The following is a 20,802-nucleotide window of genomic DNA, read 5'->3' as shown; positions in this document are numbered from 1 at the left end:
GAAACAAAAGTGAATATTTTAAGTGCAAAAAACTTAGAAGCAAATTATGAAAAACTTACAGTGTTTCGCGATTTAAATGTGGAAATACAAAAAGGAAAAGTAACGACAATTATCGGTCCAAATGGGTGTGGGAAATCAACACTATTAAAAACGATGGGACGAATTTTAAAACAAAAAAGCGGTAAAGTATATTTACAAGGCCAAGATTTAAATACGATTTCAACGAAAGAAATCGCGAAACAGTTAGCTTTACTTCCGCAAAATCCAATTGCCCCGGGGGAGATTAAGGTAGAAGAGTTGGTTTCTTATGGGCGCTACCCACATCGTAATAACGTGAATAAGTTAACTTCAAAAGATAAAGAAATGATTGATTGGGCATTAGATATTACCAAAACATCAGCGTTTCGGACGAGACAAATTGCGAATTTATCAGGTGGACAAAGACAAAAAGTATGGCTAGCGATGGCTTTAGCACAAGAGACTGAAGTTTTATTATTAGACGAGCCAACGACATACCTTGATATGTCACACCAATTAGATGTACTGCAAATCGTGGAGAAATTAAATAAAGAACATAATTGTACGGTCGTAATGGTACTGCATGATATTAACCATGCAGCGAGATTTTCAGATGAAATTATTGCAATGAAAGAAGGGGAAATTGTTACAATTGGTAGCCCAGAAGAAATTATTACGAATGAAGTATTAAAAGAAGTATTTCATATTGATGCACGTGTCATGATTGATCCATATAATGGGGCCCCTGTTTGTTTCGGTTATGATAGTGTTGTATCCCAAGATGAAAAAGTGGAAATATATGTAACGAGTTAAAGAAGGGGGATATACAATGAATACCACTATCGAAAAACAGCAGATTATTACATCTAATACAGAACGATGGAAAATGTATTCAAAATTAGAAGGTAAGGAATATCAAATTCATATTTCAAAGCCGAGGCAACCAGCACTAGATTCAGGATATCCTGTCATATATGTATTAGATGGAAATGCCTTTTTTCAAACGTTCCATGAAGCGATTAAAATACAATCGGTTAGAGCAGAAAAAACAGGTGTTTCACCAGCTATTATAGTTGGTATTGGATATCCGATTGAAGGGGCATTTTCAGGAGAGGAAAGATGTTATGATTTTACACCTGCCGTAATTTCAAAAGATGCTCCTTTAAAACCGGATGGCAAACCGTGGCCTAAAACAGGAGGGGCACATAACTTCTTTACATTTATTGAAGAAGAATTGAAACCACAAATTGAAAATGTTTTTGAAATCGATAAAGAAAAGCAAACGTTATTTGGACATTCTTTAGGTGGATTATTTGCGTTACATATACTATTTACAAATGTAAACGCTTTTCAAAATTATTTTATTAGTAGCCCGTCTATTTGGTGGAATAATCAATCCGTACTTGAAAAAGAAGAGAATCTTATAAATGAATTAAATGAAGCGAAGGTTGAAACGGGAGTATTCCTTACAGTGGGATCATTGGAACGAGGACATATGGTTGTAGATGCAAATGCATTATCAGAGCGTCTTCTTCAATTCAAACATGAGAAGTTTAGGCTTAAGTTTTATGAGGCTGAAGGAGAGAATCATGCATCAGTTGTACCGACTTCTTTAAGTAAAGGATTAAGATTTATTAGCAAATTTAATTAGTGCATGGGGAGTAACAAAACATTCCATTCATATACTTATGGAGGGTACACCTGTTTCAATTGAAATAGAACAAGTTAAGCAAGCTATTAAAGGAGTAGAGGGTGTACGTGATATACACGATCTTCATATTTGGACAATTACATCAGGATTAGATGCTTTAAGCTGCCATGTAATGATTGATAAAAATCAGGATGATCAAGAATTGCTTCAAAATATTATTAATATGTTAAAGCATGATTTTTATATTGAACACAATACAATTTAAATTAAAACTCTTAAAGAGTAAGCATAGTGAAATGGTTGTTTAATAAAACGAAACGAAGAGGCTATGGAGAAAATTCTCCATAGCCTCTTCGTTTTACGTAAATAGAATTGTCCTTTTTGAAAGTTTTGTTTCAATTTTTCGTCTAAAGAGACAAAAAGTTGTCACAATTCCGTCACAATTAGCATAAACATAAAATAGACGAAATGAACTTACCCCATAAAAGCTCGACTGATTCAACTAATGATTAGTAGGGCTGAAATAAACACCGATTAAAAGTTCACTTTATTCTCAAGGAGGTAGATCGTATGAAAACTATTCTTGCTATCGCTGGGCTTATTTGGGTTTTATCACATGGCATTCCAATTTATGAAGGAGAGCAAATTCGCAGTGCTCTTAATAAACAATTTAATGAATATCATATCATTGATCGACAAGATAACGTTGTTACTGTTCGAGTAAATGACTGTTTTCATACGGTAACTGTTGAAGGAACTTCAGTAGTGAATGACACAAAAGTATGTGATCAACAATAACTTTATATATAATAGGAAGAAAAAAGCCTCAATTCAAATATGTGAAGATTGAGGCTTTTATTTATCCAGCTATTTGCGGGTTAATAATAAGTGGGAGATGAACAAAAACCTCGTTGATTAAAGTTTCACTTAAATGGTTTTTGGAAAAGGGACAGGGTATAATGATAATTGAGATTGAGAAGCTAATAATTTGTTAAGAATAATCATATAAACATTAGATACTCATATGGGGTATCAATACATAGATATTTAATGCTATAATTGATATACTCAAAAAGACATTTATTTTTATCAGATGAAGAGAAACTTTAAGAAGGTGATAATATGGATCATAAAGAACATGAAGCGGTAACACATAGATCAGAAAAAGAAAAAGAGCAAATTATAAATAGATTAAAGCGAATTGAAGGACAAGTCCGTGGTATTCAAAATATGATTGAAAATGATCGCTATTGTGTAGATATTTTAGTGCAGATTTCAGCGATTAATGCAGCGATGAAAAAAGTAGGAATGGGTGTTCTCAAAAATCATACAAGTCATTGTGTTTCAGGTGCTATTAAGGATGGTAATGGTGATGAAGCAATTGAAGAATTAATGACCGTATTTGAACGATTTTCAAAGGCTTAAAAAACAAGCTAGTATCTAACTAGCTTGTTTTTTGTTTATTTAAGACCTTTACCTTAAAGCTTAGCGACAGCAAGAAGGCTAGGGAATTTCAGAGTGTACGTAATAGTTCGATTGATTAAACTCCTGTTATATACCTATAAGGGGTATATATATGTTTTGTCGTAGAATGAATGGATTTATTTCAAAGAATGCTGTGTGGGATAAGAGAAAACAAGGAATTTATAAAAAAATATAAAAATCATTATATAAAACCATTGATTACCTTAGGGGGGTATGGTAAAATGAGGTTGTGATTAACAAACAATGAATGAACAAGAGGAGGATTTTAAATGGAACAGTTAACATTAAAGGTTGAGGGTATGTCTTGTGGACATTGTGTAAATTCTATTGAAGGAAGTGTAAAAGAATTAAACGGTGTGGAACAAGTGAAAGTTCAATTAGCAGAAGGAATTGTTGAAGTTACTATTAATCCATCAATCGTCACTTTAAAAGACATTGTTGTTGCAATCGAAGATCAAGGATACGATGTCCAATAATAATTTTTAAATATAGAAGTAAATCGTACTTTATATGGAGTACGATTTATTTTGCTAATAATTATACCTCGTAAGGGTATATAGAGGTGAGAGGAATGAATGAACAAAAAGAGGCCAATCTTCAAATATCAGGAATGACATGTGCAGCATGTGCAAATAGAATTGAAAAGGGTCTTAAAAAAGGTGAAGGTGTTCAAGATGCAAATGTGAATTTTGCACTTGAAAAAACAAAAATTGTGTACGATCCAACTCAAACAAATCCGCAAGAATTTAAAGAAAAAGTTGAATCGTTAGGATATGGGGTTGTAAGTGATAAAGCTGAATTTACCGTATCGGGAATGACGTGTGCTGCATGTGCGAATAGGGTGGAAAAACGTTTAAATAAGCTAGATGGTGTGAGTAAGGCAACAGTAAATTTCGCTTTAGAATCAGCTACTGTAGAATTTAATCCTGATGAAATTAATGTTAATGAAATGAAGAGTACGATTACAAAATTAGGGTATAAATTAGAAGTGAAATCAGATGAGCAAAATTTATCAACAGATCATCGATTACAAGAAATTGAGCGACAAAAGAAAAAGTTTATTATTTCGTTTGTTTTATCATTTCCGTTATTGTGGGCAATGGTAAGTCACTTCTCATTTACATCGTTTATTTATTTACCTGATATGCTTATGAATCCGTGGGTGCAGCTAGCTCTTGCAACTCCAGTGCAGTTTATAATTGGAGCTCAGTTTTATATTGGTGCGTATAAAGCATTACGCAATAAAAGTGCAAACATGGATGTTCTCGTGGCACTCGGAACGTCAGCAGCTTATTTCTATAGTGTGTATTTAAGTGTTCAATCGATAGGTTCCTCGGAACATATGACAGATTTATATTTTGAAACGAGTGCGGTACTTATTACATTAATTATTTTAGGTAAATTATTTGAGGCAAAAGCAAAAGGACGTTCATCAGAAGCTATTAAAAAATTGATGGGATTACAGGCGAAAACTGCTACAGTTGTACGAGATGGAACAGAAATGAAAATTTTAATCGAAGAAGTGGTAGCTGGTGATGTTGTCTATGTTAAACCTGGTGAAAAAATCCCAGTAGATGGAGAAATTGTAGAAGGAAAATCAGCGATAGATGAATCGATGTTAACAGGCGAGAGTATTCCAGTTGATAAAACAATTGGGGATGTAGTAATCGGTTCTACAATGAATAAAAATGGATTTTTAAAAGTTAAGGCAACTAAGGTAGGAAGAGACACTGCATTAGCTCAAATTATTAAAGTAGTGGAAGAGGCTCAAGGTTCGAAAGCTCCTATTCAAAGGGTAGCTGATCAAATTTCAGGTATTTTCGTACCTGTTGTAGTTGTGATTGCTATAATCACATTTGCGGTATGGATGATATTTGTTACACCTGGTGATTTTGGAGGAGCACTTGAGAAAATGATAGCAGTGCTTGTTATCGCTTGTCCATGTGCATTAGGTCTTGCAACACCTACATCTATTATGGCGGGCTCAGGAAGATCAGCTGAATATGGCATTTTATTTAAAGGTGGAGAGCATTTAGAAGCAACCCATCGATTAGATACGATTATTTTAGATAAAACAGGTACAGTGACAAATGGAAAACCGGTATTAACTGATATAATTGTAGCAGATGGATTTGAAGAGAAGGAAATATTAAAATTAGTCGGTGCAGCAGAAAGAAATTCTGAACATCCACTTGCAGAAGCAATTGTAGAAGGAATTAAAGAAAAGGGAATTGATATCCCAAGTTCAGAAACGTTTGAAGCAATTCCGGGATTTGGTATTGAATCGGTTGTGGAAGGAAAACACTTATTAATTGGTACACGCCGATTAATGAAGAAGTTTAATATTGATATTGAAGAAGTTTCTAAATCGATGGAAGAACTAGAACGAGAAGGAAAAACAGCAATGTTAATAGCGATAGATAAGGAGCATGCTGGAATAGTTGCCGTTGCGGATACTGTAAAAGATACTTCAAAAGCAGCAATTGCAAGGCTTAAGAAAATGGGTCTAGACGTTGTTATGATTACAGGGGATAATACACAAACTGCTCAAGCAATTGCTAAGCAAGTTGGTATTGATCACGTAATTGCAGAAGTATTACCAGAAGGAAAAGCAGAAGAAGTGAAAAAACTTCAAGCTAGTGGTAAGAAAGTGGCTATGGTTGGAGATGGAATAAATGATGCTCCTGCTCTTGCTACAGCAGACATCGGAATGGCAATCGGAACAGGAACAGATGTAGCAATGGAAGCAGCGGATATTACGTTAATCCGTGGTGATTTAAATAGTATTGCTGATGCAATTTTTATGAGTAAAATGACGATTAGAAATATTAAGCAAAATCTATTCTGGGCGTTAGCTTATAACGGCCTAGGAATTCCAATTGCGGCGCTCGGTTTCTTAGCTCCTTGGGTTGCAGGTGCAGCAATGGCATTTAGCTCTGTATCGGTCGTATTAAATGCATTAAGATTACAAAGATTTAAATTAAAAACTTAAAAACTTAAAAACTTTTAACTATAATGAGAATTAAATATGCTTTTTTACAAAAAACAATATTTTGAATAAGTATTGTTTTTTGTTCGTATAGAAAGAAAAAAGATATAATATAGCAGAAATAGAAGTGATAGCTTGATGAGGAGATTTATATATGTTTAAAGATATTATAATTAGAACATTTCAGAAAGAGGATTTAGAACAAGTATTGCAATTATTCTATGAAACGGTTCATACGGTTAATGTAAAAGATTATAACTTGTTACAGTTACAGGCATGGGCTCCAGAGCGACTAGATAGAGAGAGATGGCTACAGTCTTTAGAAGAGAATATTTGTTACGTTGCTGATTATAAAGGTGTGATAGTAGGATTTGGGGATTATAATGAGGAACATTACGTAGATCGTTTATTTACGCATAAAGATTATCAAGGAAAAGGAATAGCTTCTTACATACTACAGAAGTTAGAAAAAGAAGCAGTGAACTTGCAGCATAGAGATATATATACAGAGGCCAGTATTACAGCAAAACCATTCTTTGAAAGGGTAGATTATATTTGCATAAAGGAACAAAATAAGCAGCATAATGGTCAGATTTTTATTAATTATGTAATGAAAAAAATAGCCTCCTCATAAATGAGAAGGCTATTTTTTCATTATTTTACAGCTTCTTTTAGTTCTTTACCAGCTTTGAAAGCAGGTACTTTAGAAGCTGCAATTTGCATTTCTTCACCAGTTTGTGGGTTACGGCCTGTACGAGCAGCTCTTTCGCGAACTTCGAATGTACCGAATCCGATAAGTTGTACTTTTTCACCAGCAGCTAAAGTGTTAGTGATTGATTCTACTACAGTTTGTAAAACTACAGTAGCTTCTTTTTGAGAAATCTCAGCATTTTGTGCTACGCTTTTAATTAATTCTGTTTTATTCATGTTTTTCACCTCATATGTAAATAATGCTATTTAAGTTGTTATTATAACGTATAAAACATTCGAGAACAAGTGTACGTAGATATATTCACGAAAAAAATGAAATTTGTAATATTTTTTAGGATCACTTTATAGACATTCAATTTAAGCGGACACAGATTTGTTCTTTATTTCAGTCTTCTCTGTAGTGGAAGATAGTTTCTTATTATAAGATATGAAATAAGGTAATGCTACAAATAACATACCTCCTACTAAATTGCCAAAGAAAACAAAAATGAAATTTGGAAAATATTCAGCCCAAGTTAAATGACCAGCAAAAATGGCAGCTGGAAGGACAAACATATTGGCTACAACGTGCTGAAAGCCAATAGCAACGAATGTCATAACTGGGAACCAAATACCGATAATCTTTCCGATAAATTCTTTACTTCCCATACTAAGCCAAACAGCTAAAGAAACGAGCCAATTACATCCAATTGCAGAAATGAAGGCTTGCAGTGGTGTATCTTGTAGTTTAGCTTGTGCAATAGATACTGTTTTCGCTAGAAAAGCTCCCTCTGTTAAGCCGACGATGTGACCGAAAAAATAAGCAACGAATACAGCGCCTATGAAATTGCTAAACGTAACAATAACTAAATTTCGTATTAAGTGAAATAAGGTGATTTTTTTGTGAAGCCAAGCCATTGAAACTGTCATCATGTTTCCGGTTACTAATTCGCCGCCCGCAAGAATAACGAGTATAAGACCGATAGGGAAGACAGCAGCACCTAAAAAACTAGTAAATGATCCCCAAGATTTTGGCATTGTCCCAATAACATGAATATCGAGTAAATATCCTAATGCTATAAAAGCACCACCGAAAAATCCGAGAATTAGCATAGGGAGTAAGGATAAATGAGCTTTTTTTCTTCCGGAATTAGCAGCAAGTTCAGTAATCTCTTCTGGTGTACATACAGACATGAATAACCCCTCCATAAATATTGTGATGGAACGAATAGAAGAAACATTTTTAAAAATCTATGTATTATAAAAATATGTTATGGAATGTGTATAAATTTGTCAAATTTATATGGGGATAAAATCGAGTGTAGCTTAACATTTTTTCATATTGTCACATCAATGTAACAAAAAGGTTTTAAACTACATCTAGAGGTGAAAACGTGAATACGCATCATGTAAAAAAAGAGAAAAAAAAATCAATCTTAAAGAAACTTATTATTAGTTTCATAAGTATATTAATGATTCCAGTAAGCTTGTATTTCTATGCGGCAGAAATAGAAAGAAAACTAGTAACAGTTACGTGGAATGAAATAGAAGCTCCTACGATTCCTAAAGAGTTTAATAACAAAAAAATATTGCAATTCTCAGATGTACATTTAGGGCCAGAGTTTACATTGAAACAACTAGAAAATTTGGTGGAGAAGATGAATGATTTACATCCAGATATAGTAGTTTTTACAGGAGATTTAATAGATAAGTTTGGATCTTATAATGCGGAAAGAGAAGAAGCGAAAGGGATTTTGCAGAAAATTCATGCTCCCCTAGGGAAATATGCTGTGTTTGGGAATCATGATAGAGGTGGGGGTGGTAGTTTATTTTACAAAAAGTACATGGAGGAGGCTGGTTTTTCTGTTTTAGTAAATGAAGTGCAGAAAATTAAAGTGGAAAATGGCAAGTATATTACAATATCAGGTTTGGATGATTTCTTATTAGGAAAACCACAAATAGACTCGACTTTAAAAAACTTAAGACAACAAGATTTCAATATGCTATTAGTGCATGAGCCTGATGTTGTAGACAAAGTAGCTCATTATCCAGTTGATTTTCAAATGTCAGGACATAGTCATGGAGGACAAGTTCAAATTCCCTTTGTGGGCCCTTTAATTACCACAAAATTAGCAGAGAAGTATGTTGAAGGAATGTATGAATTAGAAGGAACGAGTAAGCCGTTACATTTATATGTAAATCGAGGTATTGGGACGACTCGAATGCCTGTAAGATTTTGGAGTGTACCGGAACTTTCAGTTTTTGTATTGAAGCAAAATAGTAATTAGAATAGGGCGTTTAACATGTTTGAAAAGAAGAGAACTTTTAATAGAAAGTTCTTTTTCTATTGATTAAAACCAGAATATTGTGTACTTTTTATTTAAAGTGTTAAAAAGAAAGGGGAATTTCTATGATAGAAACATGGCATAAAGAATTGGAAAGTTTATATAACCAAATGGTTTCGTGGCGAAGAGATTTTCATCAATACCCAGAGCTATCGTTTCAAGAAATAGAAACACCAAAAAAAATAGCTGGAATCTTAAAAAGTTTTCATATTGATGTGAAAACAGATGTAGGTGGAAGAGGGGTAATCGGCGTAATTGAAGGTGGAAGACCTGGGAAGACGATAGCGTTACGTGCTGATTTTGATGCGCTACCTATTCAAGATGAAAAACAAGTTTCATATAAATCAAAAATTCCTGGCGTCATGCATGCTTGTGGGCATGATGGGCATACGGCAACACTTTTAGGAGTTGCGAAAGTATTAAGTGATAACCGAGACCAGCTTTCTGGAAAAATAGTACTTATACATCAACATGCAGAAGAGAAAGAACCTGGCGGGGCAATTGCTATGATTGAGGACGGTTGTTTAGAAGGGGTAGATGTTGTCTTTGGTACACATTTATCTTCTCAAATGCCCTTAGGAATTGTTGGTGCGAAGGCTGGAGCGATGATGGCAGCAGCGGATACTTTTGAAGTGAAGATTCAAGGGCGAGGCGGTCACGGAGGTATGCCGCATCATACTGTAGATGCAATTATTGTAGCGACACAAGTTATTAATCAATTGCAACTTTTAGTGAGTCGAAAAATAGATCCAGTTCAATCTGCCGTGTTAACAGTCGGTACATTCCACGCTGGTCAGGCGGATAATATTATTGCGGATACAGCAACACTAACAGGAACAATTCGAACGTTAGATCCTGAAATAAGAGATTTTATAGAAGAAGAATTCAAACGAATTGTAGAGGGAATCTGTCATTCACTCCATGCGGAAGTGGATATTCAATACAAACGTGGATATCCAATATTAATTAATCATTTGGATGAAACGAATCGTTTTATGAAAATTGCAGAGCGTGATTTTGGAAGAGAGCGTGTATTAGAGGTTCCACCAATTATGGGTGGAGAAGATTTTGCATACTACTTAGAACATGTTCCAGGAGCATTTTTCTTCACAGGTGCGGGTAATGAAGAAATAGGAGCAACATATCCACATCATCATCCTCAATTTGATTTTGATGAACGTGCAATGTTAGTTGGTGGTAAATTGCTTTTAAGTCTCGTAAATAGCTATTTAAGAAATGGAGAAGAATCTCTTCATAATTTAGATATGGATGTGAAATAGAAATAAAAATAGCACAGTTTTGAAACCTAAAAGTAGAAATGAAGAATCCGTTCGATTCTAATTTATTGTTTTGGAAGAGAGTTACACCCAATCATTGCTATAAAAGAATCATATATAAACATAGAAACAAGTAATTACTATTGTCATAGTGAATATAAATTTTTTTCTTGACTTTTTATACGAAGGCGAGCAAAATGGTAAAAAAGGAAGGGGGGATGATGATGGAAGAGTACGTATTGGAGCTTTATAATTTGCTATATACGACGGATTGGCAAGATATTGTTTCGTTTCTTGGGATAGTATTCTGTATGAAAATTGTAATCGTATATATGGAAGAGCAAGGTATGTTCTATTCCTTCTCATCCCCGTTCGATTTGCAACGAGAGCCGTTGCTAAACTATGCCAATATAAATGATAAACAAATTCCTTTTGTTATATCCTTTATGATTCGTTTTATAACGGCGATTGTGAAGAAGAAGGAAAGTGATGAAGAAGAATGCCATCCAACTTGTTATGTAGCCAACGCTTTTTAAGCTAAATACAAGGAGGAGATTTATATGTGGTTTCGATTTCTTATGATTGGTTTCTTTTCATTAACAGCAATTTCATTAATGGGATATCAAGTGTCTGAAATATATCAAGCGTATAGCAATACGTTTTTTAATAAAAACTAATCGCATTGCTATTTGAATAATAAAGCGATAAAATCCTTCTTAAGAAGTATTGTTAAGAAGGATTTTTTCTTTGCACCGTCTTACTGTGTCAAACTATTGTCACATTTACAACGTGAATAATATGTTAAAATAGTGAGGTTAATTATACATATTTGAATGAAGAGGAGTGACCAATTTGGTGGATCAATCAACAAATCAGAAAAGCTATGCTCCTATTGTGATAACGCTTTCTGTAATTGTAAATGCGATTATTTTATTTTTGTTCTTTGGACCTGTTGGCTATGAAGGAGAAGTACATTTTGATGTAACTATCTTACCAATGTTAAATGCAATTTTTAATAGTTTTACGTTTGTATTTTTATTAGCAGCTTTATTTTCTATTATTAAAAAGAATGTAAAGATGCATCGCGGTTTTATTCTTGCGGCATTTACAACGACTTTATTATTTTGTGTGTCATATTTATCGTATCATTACTTGGCACCGGCAACGCATTTCGGTGGAGAAGGTTTCATTAAATACGTGTATTTCATCATTTTAATTACACATATTATCCTTGCGGCAATTATTGTACCACTTGCATTGTTCGCACTCGTATTTGGTTTTACGAATCAATTAACACGTCACCGTAAAATTGTACGTTGGACGATGCCGATTTGGTTATATGTGAGTTTATCTGGTGTTATTGTTTACTTAATGATCTCACCTTATTATCAATAAAAAATCTCAGCCTAAAGGCTGGGATTTTTTTGTTAAGCAAATTTGTTTGTGAAATTAAAAAAGTGTGGTATACAAAAGTATAGTTGCTTTTTATATGGAAGGGATGGTAAAGGTATATGCAAAATTTTGTATTTCGTAATCCAGCAAAACTTATTTTTGGTAAAGGACAATTGGAGCAGTTAAAAACTGAAATTCTACAGTTCGGTAAAAAAGTTCTTCTCGTATATGGAGGAGGCAGTATTAAAAGAAACGGTATTTATGATAATGTAATTTCTATTTTAAAGGATAGAAATGCGGAAGTGTTTGAGTTGACAGGTGTTGAACCGAATCCTCGTGTATCAACTGTAAAGAAAGGGGTTCAAATTTGTAAAGATAATGGAATCGACTTTATTTTAGCAGTTGGTGGAGGAAGTGTAATTGACTGTACGAAAGCGATTGCTGCTGGTAGTAAATATGATGGAGATGTATGGGATATTGTAACGAAAAAATCATTTGCTAGTGAGGCGCTACCGTTTGGTACTGTACTCACTCTTGCGGCAACTGGCTCTGAAATGAATGCAGGATCTGTAATTACAAACTGGGAAACGAATGAAAAATACGGCTGGGGTAGCCCGGTTACCTTCCCGCAGTTTTCGATCTTAGATCCAGTTCATACTGCGTCTGTACCGAAAGATCAAACAATTTACGGTATGGTCGATATTATGTCGCACGTATTAGAACAATATTTCCATCATGGAACAAATACAGAACTACAAGATCGTTATTGTGAATCTGTTTTAAGAACAGTAATTGAAACAGCACCTAAGCTTTTAAGTGATCTAGAAAATTATGAGCATAGGGAAACAATTTTATATTGTGGAACGATGGCGCTAAACGGCATTTTAGCGATGGGAGTAAGAGGGGATTGGGCAACTCATAATATTGAGCATGCAGTTTCTGCTGTTCATGATATACCGCACGGAGGTGGCCTTGCAATTCTATTCCCAAATTGGATGAAGCATGTTATAGATGAAAATGTGAGTCGCTTTAAACAGTTCGCTATTCGTGTATTCGATGTAGAAACAGATGGGAAGACAGATAAAGAGGTTGCATTAGAGGGAATTGAGGCGTTACGTCAATTTTGGACTTCAATTGAAGCGCCAGTAACATTAGCTGATTACGCTATTAGAGAAAGTGAAATTGACTTAATGGCGGATAAAGCGATGGCTTATGGTGAATTCGGTAACTTTAAAAAGTTAAATAAAGATGATGTTCTAAATATATATAAAGCTTCTTTATAAGTGAATCGAGAGAAGAAACCTATTTGATTGTTGTATCAAATAGGTTTCTTTTTTGTTATTTATAAATGTTTATGAATGTTTGTGATTATTTTTGATTGATTTTGATTGATTTTTGTGATCGTTTTCATTATACTGTAATCAAAGTAGAGGTGAAGAAAATGTTAACTCCTGAACGTCATCAAATGATATTGCAACTTGTAAAAGAACAAAAAGTTGTTAAATTGCAGCAATTAGTTGAAAGAACAGAAAGCTCTGAATCGACAATTCGTCGTGATTTAGCGCAATTGGAAAAACAAAGGTTATTAAAAAGAGTTCATGGTGGTGCCGCTGTTTTAACAGGAAAAGGACAGGAGCCAACAATGATTGAAAAATCATCCAAAAACATTCATATAAAGCAACAAATTGCAAAGTTTGCGGCCACCTTTGTTGAACAAGGTGATTGCATTTATGTAGATGCAGGAAGTACAACATTTGAAATGATTCCATTTTTAATAAATAAAGATGTTACTGTCGTTACGAATGGACTTATGCATATTGAAGCTTTAGTTGAAAATAATATTCGTGCGTATTTACTAGGCGGAATGATGAAGAGTAGGACGAAAGCCTTAATTGGTGCTATGGCGCAGGAAAGTATGCAGAAATATCGCTTTGATAAATGTTTTTTAGGAGCGAATGGTGTACATGAACAGCTTGGTTTTACAACACCAGATCCAGAAGAAGCACTCTTGAAACAAATGGCATTAACATTAGCAAACGAAGGTTATTTTTTAATTGATGAAAGTAAGTTTTCTGAAGTTGCATTTGCAAAAATTGCAAATGTTGAAGAGGCGAGCATTATTACCAATCATTTAGAAATTGATTTAGAAAAATATAAAAGACAAACCAATGTAATTGAGGCTGATAAACAATGATCTATACAGTTACTTTAAACCCATCTATTGATTATGTAGTACAAGTTAATTCTTTCGATTTAGGAACAGTAAATCGAGCAGAGAAAGATATGAAGTTTCCTGGAGGAAAAGGGATTAATGTTTCTCGCGTTCTTCATCGTTTAGGTGTCGAAAATGTAGCGCTTGGATTTACGGGTGGATTTACCGGTCAATTTATTAAAGATGTATTACATGATGAAGGTGTAACAACAAACTTCGTCCAAGTAGGTGGAGAGTCCCGAATTAATGTGAAAGTAAAAGGGCAAGAAGAAACAGAGTTAAATGGACAGGGTCCTATTGTGACAAATGAGCAATTTGAACAATTGATGAAAAAAATTGAAAGTATGCAATCTGGAGATTGTGTTGTACTAGCTGGAAGTGTACCAGCTTCTATTCCAAATACCTTTTATGAGAAAATCGCAGCGTTTGGAGCCGAAAAAGGTATTCGAGTAGTAGTAGATGCAAGTGGAAGTGCACTGCAGCATGTAACTAAAAATAAGCCATTTTTAATAAAGCCAAATCATCATGAACTTGGTGAGTTATTCGGAGTGGAGCTTTCAACAGTAGAAGACATTTTACCATATGGAAGAAAATTAATCGAACAAGGTGTAGAGCACGTTATAGTATCAATGGCAGGAGATGGAGCTTTATTATTTACGGCAGAAGGTATATATGAAGCAACTGTTCCAAAAGGTGTTGTAATAAATTCAGTTGGGGCAGGAGATTCCCTTGTTGCAGGGTTTGTAGGTAAATATGAGCAGACAAAAAATATTGAAAAGGCATTTCAATATGGTGTTGCAACAGGGAGTGCAACAGCATTTTCGGCGGATTTATGTACAAAGGAAAAAGTAGAAGAATTATTGTCGCAAGTAATTGTAGCTAAGCGATAGGGGGAAGTAACATATGAAAATTACAGAACTATTAAAAAGGGATATAGTCATTATGAATTTGACAGCTTCAAATAAAGAAGCTGTTATAGATGAATTAGTTGAGAAATTAAATGGTGCGAATCGTTTAAATAATAAAGCTGAATTTAAAGAATCTATTTTAAAGAGAGAATCACAAAGCACAACTGGAATTGGTGAAGGTATTGCTATACCTCATGCAAAGACGAAAGCTGTTAAGCAACCAGCGATTTGTTTTGGTAGAAGTGTAAGCGGTATCAACTATGAATCGCTTGATGGACAGCCTGCTCATTTATTCTTTATGATTGCTGCGAGTGAAGGGGCAAATAATACGCATTTAGAAACGTTGTCTCGTCTATCTACATTGTTAATGGATGAAGGTTTTCGTAAACAATTATTAGAAGCAAAGGATGAAGAGGAACTTCTTCGTTTATTTGATGAAAAAGAGAATGAAAAAGAAGAAGCTGAAATTGAAGTTGCAAAACCAGAAGGGAATGAACCATACGTATTAGCTGTTACAGCTTGTCCGACTGGTATCGCTCACACATATATGGCTGCTGATAGTTTAAAAGCAAAAGCAGCAGAGTTAGGGATTGCGATTAAAGTTGAAACGAACGGATCAACAGGTATAAAGAACGGTTTAACGAAAGAGGATATTGAACGCGCAACAGCGATTATTGTTGCGGCAGATAAACAAGTAGAAATGAACCGTTTTGCTGGAAAGCATGTCATTCAAGTGCCAGTCGCTGATGGTATTAGAAAAACTGAAATCCTTCTTAATCGAGCTGTAAAACAAGATGCACCAATCTTTAAAGGTGCAAAAGAGAATGGGAAGCCAGAAAATGTAGAGAAAGAAAAAGGGCTAGGAATTTATAAGCATTTAATGAGCGGTGTAAGTAATATGCTTCCATTCGTTGTTGGTGGCGGGATTTTAATTGCGCTAGCGTTTTGGGTTGGTGGTATAAAGGCAGAAGGACCTTTAGCTGAATTGCTAATGTCTATTGGTGGAGGAAAAACAGGTGCATTTTTATTCCTTGTACCAATTTTAGCTGGATTTATTGCGAGTTCTATTGCTGATCGTCCTGGTTTTATGCCTGGTGTTGTAGGTGGGTTTTTAGCAGCACAAGCGAATGCTGGATTTTTAGGTGGATTAATCGCTGGTTTCTTAGCTGGATATGTTGTTTTAGGGTTGAAAAGATTATTTTCAGGATTACCAGTACAGTTAGAAGGAATTAAACCTGTTTTGTTATATCCAGTCTTGGGATTGTTGATTACAGGAGTTGTTATGCAAAAAGTAGTAAATCCACCTGTAGTAGCATTAAATGAAATGTTAACAGGATGGTTAAATGGTTTGAGTGGTACGAATGCTATATTATTAGGTCTTATTTTAGGTGGTATGATGGCAATTGATATGGGTGGTCCAATTAATAAAGCTGCATTTACATTTGGTATTGCTGCAATAGAAGCAAAGAATTTTGGAGTGCACTCCGCTGTTATGGCTGGTGGTATGGTACCGCCATTAGCAATTGCATTAGCAACTACATTCTTTAAAACGAAGTTTACAGAAACGGAGCGTAAATCTGGTTTAACAAATTATATAATGGGAGCGTCGTTTATTACAGAAGGTGCGATTCCATTTGCAGCTGCAGATCCGGTTCGAGTAATTGTAAGTTGTGTTGTTGGTTCAAGTATTGCCGGTGCGTTATCTATGTTATTCCAAATTACATTACCGGCACCACATGGTGGGTTATTTGTTATAGCATTAGTAAATAAACCGTTGCTATATATTTTCTCTATATTAATAGGGACGATTGTTTCAGCTATTATGATAGGTGTTTGGAAGAAGAGAGTTAAATAAAAGATAAAAAGGGACAGCTAATAGGAGCTGTTCCTTTTTCGTTACAAAAAAGTAATTTAATAATTGGATTATGATGGATTTTGGTAAAAGATGTAATGAAAAGTGATTTTTTTGTAACAAAAAAGTAATACTGTAATTTTTTCTGGAAAAAAATTCTTATACTATCTTATGGTAAATATATGAAAACCCTTGATAATTATGGTAGAAATACAATTCTTTAATATGGGAATTTATGTTACAAATCATTAATCGTTTATTACGAATGCTTTGTAATTGTGTGATTTTCGAAATTCTGTAAAAGACTGTTGCTATAATGAGAACACGAAAACAAAGCAAATGGAGGCTATTCATGAAGAAATTATTAGGTATAGCAACAGCAGCAGTTTTTGGTCTTGGGATTTTTGTAGGTTCTGCTAAAGCGGAAACGATTGTAACAACAGATGTATTAAACGTTAGAGAAAACCCAACTGTAGAATCAAAGCTTGTAGGTAAAATGTTAAGTGGAAATAAATTAGATGTTATAAATACAGAAAACGGATGGTCCAAAATTAAATTAGATGGAAAAGAAGCGTTTGTAAGTGCTGAGTTTACGAAAAGTTCTTATTATGTAACAGCAAACGTATTAAACGTTCGTGCTGGAGCGAATACTGATTCAGAAATTCTTGGCACGCTTAAAAAAGATGACTTGATTGAAACGACAAATCAAGTACAAAAAGAATGGTTACAATTCGAATATGATGGGAAAGCGGCGTATGTTCACGTACCATTTTTAACAGGTACAGCACCTGTTATTGAAAGAAATGAAGTTCCAGCTCAAGCTGAAGCGCCAACTAAGGTGAAAACGGCGGTTAAAAATGATACAGCAGTTAAGGAGAAAACTCCGGCTAAAAATGATACAGCAGTTAATGGAAAAGGATCTGTTAAAAGTGGAGAATCAAGTAAACCAGTAGCGCAAGCGAAGCCGGCAGCTAAACCAGTGACGAAATCTACTGAAACAAGTGCACCTGCTGGTGGTCGTGAAATAACAGTAGAAGCGACAGCTTACACAGCTAATCCGAGTGAAAATGGCACATATGGTGGTCGTGTGTTAACTGCGATGGGGCATGATTTAACAGCGAATCCAAATATGAAAGTTATTGCTGTTGATCCGAAAGTAATTCCTCTCGGATCAAAAGTGTGGGTGGAAGGATATGGAGAAGCAATTGCTGGAGATACTGGTGGTGCGATTAAAGGAAACCGTATTGATGTTTTAGTTGGTTCAGATGGCACTGCTGATAGTTGGGGTCGTAAATCCGTTAAAGTGAAAGTTATAAAATAATTTATTAAAATAAAAAACGGCTGCTTGAAAATGTCTAAGCGGCCGCTTTTTTTATATAAGAATTATTGAAAAGGGTAAATTGTTTTACCTGTAATAATTTTATACGCGGTGCAAAATTGAGTTTGCATATACTCTGTATTTTTATTTTCTGGATGTAACGCTGTTTCTTGAAGAGTAGAATGAAAGGAACGTAGTAAACAATTTAGTGCGAAGTATAATTCTTCTTGTGAACAATTTTGTTCTTTTGTAGCAGTAGCTAAAATAAGGTCTTTTATTAATAATGGAAAATCGATAGTGGCTTGTTTCATAGTCATTGCACCCTCTCCGAGCTATTTTTTATCATGTATATGCAGAATTGGACAAGCTATGCTCTTTTTTTATGTGTAATTTCATGTACTGGATTCAAAGAACTTGCAATCATGCCGTTAAAATTGGTAAGATTGGGTATAATCAATAGATGGAGTATATTAGATAAAGAGAGTTGAATGATATGGGAGAAGTGCAACGTGAAAAAGTTGCTGTCATCATTGGGCCAACTGCTGTCGGAAAGACGAAATTAAGTATCGATCTTGCAAAAGCGTTGAATGGTGAGATTATTAGTGGTGATTCCATGCAAATTTATCGTACGATGGATATTGGGACTGCAAAGGTAACGACGGATGAGATGGACGGAATTCCGCATTATATGATTGATATAAAAAATCCGGAAGATTCATTTTCTGTGGCGGAATTTCAAGAACGTGTTCGTAAGTACATTCGAGAAATTACAGAGCGCGGGAAATTACCGATTATTGTTGGTGGAACCGGCCTTTATATACAATCTGTTCTATTCGATTACCAGTTTACCGATAAGGCTGGGGATGCTGTTTACCGAGAGCAGATGGAAAAGTTAGCGTTAGAACACGGTGTGGAATATGTACATGAAAAGTTGCAAGAAGTAGATCCGGAAAGTGCGGAGCGTATTCATGCAAATAATGTAAGGCGTGTTATTCGGGCGTTGGAAATTTTTCACACGACGGGTGAAAAAATGAGTAACCAGCTCGAAAAGCAAGAAAACGAGTTACTGTACGATGTTTCATTAATTGGCTTGACAATGGATCGAGAAATGCTATACGATCGCATTAACTTGCGTGTTGACCTAATGGTTGAACAAGGTTTATTAGAGGAAGTAAAAGGTCTGCATGAAAGAGGAGTGCGAGAGTGTCAATCTATTCAAGCGATTGGTTATAAAGAGTTATATGATTATTTTGAGAATCGTGTCTCTTTAGAAGAATCGGTATCACAATTAAAGACGAATTCACGCCGTTATGCAAAACGTCAATTAACGTGGTTCCGTAATAAAATGGATGTCGCGTGGTTCGATGTTACTGATGGTGAAAAAACGTCAGAAATTTTACGATACATAGAAGGAAAGTTACAACTAAAGTCGAATAATAGTAAGTAGAGAAAAAGAGGAGGATTCGACATGAAGCAATCAATCAATATTCAAGATCAGTTTTTAAATCAACTCCGTAAAGAAAATACGTTCGTTACGCTGTACTTATTAAATGGTTTCCAGCTTCGTGGATTAATTAAAGGTTTTGATAACTTTACAGTCCTACTGGAAACAGAAGGTAAGCAACAGCTTATTTATAAACATGCAATTTCTACATTTGTACCACAAAAAAATGTTTCCATTGAATTAGAATAGTAATTAACTGTACATAACAAAAAAGAGCGAGAGAACTCGCTCTTTTTTTATTTGTCATTAACTACATAAGATTGAAATTTAAGCGATTCTAAATACAGTTAGCCTGATGTTAGTGTTTCCGGTTGCAGGAATTGTAATCTCGTTAAGAGTAGATTGGACAGAGAGATTTGTGCCAGCTGCTAAAGTTTCAATTGTTGTAAAGGAAAGTGAGTCGCCTATTAGATTTGAAGAGAAGTTGTCAGTTGCGACTGCTCCATTAATTGAAATTCCTACTCCAAGTGGAGCACATCCTGGCGCAGTTGTAGAAATGGATACGCTAATTACATAAATACCAGCATTGATAACAGTAACTGTATTTGTGCCGTTAAAGATAATATCGTTTACGTTAATTGCAGTACTAAAGATAAAGTTATTAAATTGGAGGACTGTTTGTTGAATGTTGTTTGTAACAACAATTGTTGCTACTGGGAAGCCAGTTCCAGTAGGTCCAGTAGGTCCTGTAACACCAATGCCCGTAGCGCCCGTAGCACCAGTTGGTCCTTGAGCCCCCGTGTTACCTTGGGCACCAGTATTACCTTGAGGTCCAGTAGCGCCCGCCGCCCCCGTGTTGCCTTGAGGTCCGGTAGAGCCAGTGGCACCAGTGTTGCCTTGAGGTCCGGTAGAACCAGTAGCGCCCGTGTTGCCTTGAGCGCCTGTATTACCTTGAGGTCCAGTAGAACCGGTAGCGCCCGTGTTACCTTGAGGTCCAGTAGAACCAATAGCGCCAGTGTTGCCTTGAGGTCCGGTAGAACCAGTAGCGCCAGTGTTGCCTTGAGCGCCTGTATTACCCTGAGGTCCGGTAGAACCAGTAGCGCCAGTGTTGCCTTGAGCGCCAGTATTACCATGAGGTCCGGTAGAACCTGTAGCGCCCGTCTTACCTTGAGGTCCAGTAGAACCAGTAGCGCCCGTGTTACCTTGAGGTCCGGTAGAGCC

The 20,802-nt window shown here is 35.3% G+C and carries 22 protein-coding genes and 1 pseudogene; 19 read left to right on the top strand and 4 right to left on the bottom strand.

Going from position 1 to position 20,802, the window contains the following annotated elements; all coding sequences use genetic code 11:
• Window positions 1-9: 9 nt before the first annotated feature.
• The 8 genes and pseudogenes from MR071_RS22400 to MR071_RS22365 all read left to right on the top strand — a co-directional run bounded on the left by MR071_RS22400 (window position 10) and on the right by MR071_RS22365 (window position 6,777).
• Window positions 10-831, top strand: a complete 822-nt coding sequence (locus tag MR071_RS22400; RefSeq protein ID WP_105585375.1) for an ABC transporter ATP-binding protein — start codon at window positions 10-12, stop codon at window positions 829-831.
• A gap of 16 nt (window positions 832-847) precedes the next feature.
• On the top strand, window positions 848-1,669 hold the full coding sequence (locus MR071_RS22395; RefSeq protein WP_105585374.1) for an alpha/beta hydrolase: 822 nt from the start codon (window positions 848-850) through the stop codon (window positions 1,667-1,669).
• Window positions 1,662-1,977 (top strand): annotated as a pseudogene (locus tag MR071_RS22390) (cation transporter dimerization domain-containing protein); the annotation flags it as partial. The gene MR071_RS22395 and the pseudogene MR071_RS22390, both read left to right, overlap by 8 nt.
• Window positions 1,978-2,239: 262 nt before the next feature.
• Entirely contained in the window at window positions 2,240-2,467 is a 228-nt protein-coding gene (locus tag MR071_RS22385; RefSeq protein ID WP_000849107.1) for a hypothetical protein, read from the top strand.
• Between the two features lie 324 nt (window positions 2,468-2,791).
• Window positions 2,792-3,094 (top strand): metal-sensing transcriptional repressor, encoded by a 303-nt coding sequence (locus tag MR071_RS22380; RefSeq protein WP_000349636.1) that lies wholly within the window; start codon window positions 2,792-2,794, stop codon window positions 3,092-3,094.
• 329 nt (window positions 3,095-3,423) lie between these two features.
• Window positions 3,424-3,630 (top strand): copper chaperone CopZ, encoded by a 207-nt coding sequence (gene copZ, locus MR071_RS22375; RefSeq protein ID WP_105585372.1) that lies wholly within the window; start codon window positions 3,424-3,426, stop codon window positions 3,628-3,630.
• Between the two features lie 95 nt (window positions 3,631-3,725).
• The gene (locus MR071_RS22370; protein WP_242238047.1) at window positions 3,726-6,146 is read left to right on the top strand and encodes a heavy metal translocating P-type ATPase; all 2,421 of its coding nucleotides are present in this window, start codon (window positions 3,726-3,728) and stop codon (window positions 6,144-6,146) included.
• A gap of 151 nt (window positions 6,147-6,297) precedes the next feature.
• Window positions 6,298-6,777 (top strand): GNAT family N-acetyltransferase, encoded by a 480-nt coding sequence (locus MR071_RS22365; RefSeq protein ID WP_242238046.1) that lies wholly within the window; start codon window positions 6,298-6,300, stop codon window positions 6,775-6,777.
• 20 nt (window positions 6,778-6,797) lie between these two features.
• Here the strand turns inward: MR071_RS22365 and MR071_RS22360 are convergent, their stop codons facing one another.
• Window positions 6,798-7,070 (bottom strand): HU family DNA-binding protein, encoded by a 273-nt coding sequence (locus MR071_RS22360; RefSeq protein ID WP_001043913.1) that lies wholly within the window; start codon window positions 7,068-7,070, stop codon window positions 6,798-6,800.
• Between the two features lie 141 nt (window positions 7,071-7,211).
• Window positions 7,212-8,027: a formate/nitrite transporter family protein gene (locus tag MR071_RS22355; RefSeq protein ID WP_105585369.1), complete on the bottom strand. Its 816-nt coding sequence runs from the start codon at window positions 8,025-8,027 to the stop codon at window positions 7,212-7,214.
• Between the two features lie 200 nt (window positions 8,028-8,227).
• Between MR071_RS22355 and MR071_RS22350 the strand changes: the two genes are divergently transcribed.
• The 9 genes from MR071_RS22350 (at window position 8,228) to entD (ending at window position 18,140) form a co-directional block, all read left to right on the top strand.
• Window positions 8,228-9,121, top strand: a complete 894-nt coding sequence (locus MR071_RS22350) for a metallophosphoesterase (RefSeq protein ID WP_105585368.1) — start codon at window positions 8,228-8,230, stop codon at window positions 9,119-9,121.
• A 122-nt stretch (window positions 9,122-9,243) separates the two neighbouring features.
• A complete protein-coding gene (locus MR071_RS22345; protein WP_242238045.1) occupies window positions 9,244-10,458 on the top strand; it encodes an amidohydrolase in 1,215 nt (404 codons plus the stop codon).
• A 194-nt stretch (window positions 10,459-10,652) separates the two neighbouring features.
• Window positions 10,653-10,991 carry a hypothetical protein gene (locus MR071_RS22340; protein WP_142395805.1) on the top strand — a complete coding sequence of 113 codons (339 nt, stop codon included), beginning with the start codon at window positions 10,653-10,655 and terminating at the stop codon, window positions 10,989-10,991.
• Between the two features lie 316 nt (window positions 10,992-11,307).
• Window positions 11,308-11,850, top strand: coding sequence for a DUF420 domain-containing protein (locus tag MR071_RS22335; RefSeq protein WP_000228315.1), 543 nt, complete (start codon window positions 11,308-11,310; stop codon window positions 11,848-11,850).
• Between the two features lie 116 nt (window positions 11,851-11,966).
• The gene (locus tag MR071_RS22330) at window positions 11,967-13,130 is read left to right on the top strand and encodes an iron-containing alcohol dehydrogenase (RefSeq protein WP_242238044.1); all 1,164 of its coding nucleotides are present in this window, start codon (window positions 11,967-11,969) and stop codon (window positions 13,128-13,130) included.
• Between the two features lie 158 nt (window positions 13,131-13,288).
• On the top strand, window positions 13,289-14,041 hold the full coding sequence (locus MR071_RS22325; protein ID WP_105585364.1) for a DeoR/GlpR family DNA-binding transcription regulator: 753 nt from the start codon (window positions 13,289-13,291) through the stop codon (window positions 14,039-14,041).
• Window positions 14,038-14,949, top strand: a complete 912-nt coding sequence (gene pfkB, locus MR071_RS22320) for a 1-phosphofructokinase (protein WP_242238043.1) — start codon at window positions 14,038-14,040, stop codon at window positions 14,947-14,949. Before MR071_RS22325 ends, pfkB begins: the two co-directional genes overlap by 4 nt.
• A gap of 13 nt (window positions 14,950-14,962) precedes the next feature.
• Complete coding sequence (locus MR071_RS22315) at window positions 14,963-16,822, top strand: PTS fructose transporter subunit IIABC (protein WP_242238042.1); 1,860 nt, start codon at window positions 14,963-14,965, stop codon at window positions 16,820-16,822.
• A 349-nt stretch (window positions 16,823-17,171) separates the two neighbouring features.
• A complete protein-coding gene (gene entD, locus MR071_RS22310; RefSeq protein WP_242238040.1) occupies window positions 17,172-18,140 on the top strand; it encodes a cell wall-binding protein EntD in 969 nt (322 codons plus the stop codon).
• Between the two features lie 62 nt (window positions 18,141-18,202).
• On the opposite strand, the gene MR071_RS22305 is transcribed toward entD, so the two are convergent.
• Window positions 18,203-18,448 carry a hypothetical protein gene (locus tag MR071_RS22305; protein WP_002199601.1) on the bottom strand — a complete coding sequence of 82 codons (246 nt, stop codon included), beginning with the start codon at window positions 18,446-18,448 and terminating at the stop codon, window positions 18,203-18,205.
• A 182-nt stretch (window positions 18,449-18,630) separates the two neighbouring features.
• Here MR071_RS22305 and miaA point away from each other — a divergent pair, with 182 nt between their 5' ends.
• Together miaA and hfq are read left to right on the top strand one after the other, a co-directional pair.
• The gene (gene miaA, locus MR071_RS22300) at window positions 18,631-19,584 is read left to right on the top strand and encodes a tRNA (adenosine(37)-N6)-dimethylallyltransferase MiaA (protein ID WP_105585360.1); all 954 of its coding nucleotides are present in this window, start codon (window positions 18,631-18,633) and stop codon (window positions 19,582-19,584) included.
• A gap of 21 nt (window positions 19,585-19,605) precedes the next feature.
• Window positions 19,606-19,830: an RNA chaperone Hfq gene (gene hfq, locus MR071_RS22295; protein WP_000813896.1), complete on the top strand. Its 225-nt coding sequence runs from the start codon at window positions 19,606-19,608 to the stop codon at window positions 19,828-19,830.
• A gap of 78 nt (window positions 19,831-19,908) precedes the next feature.
• On the opposite strand, the gene MR071_RS22290 is transcribed toward hfq, so the two are convergent.
• Window positions 19,909-20,802: Gly-Xaa-Xaa repeat protein (locus MR071_RS22290; RefSeq protein WP_242238038.1), on the bottom strand; the 894-nt coding region annotated here is incomplete at its 5' end.

The sequence above is a fragment of the Bacillus cereus group sp. BfR-BA-01316 genome (assembly GCF_022664195.1).
Lineage (GTDB): Bacteria > Bacillota > Bacilli > Bacillales > Bacillaceae_G > Bacillus_A.
This window is presented reverse-complemented; position numbering and strand designations above follow the sequence as displayed.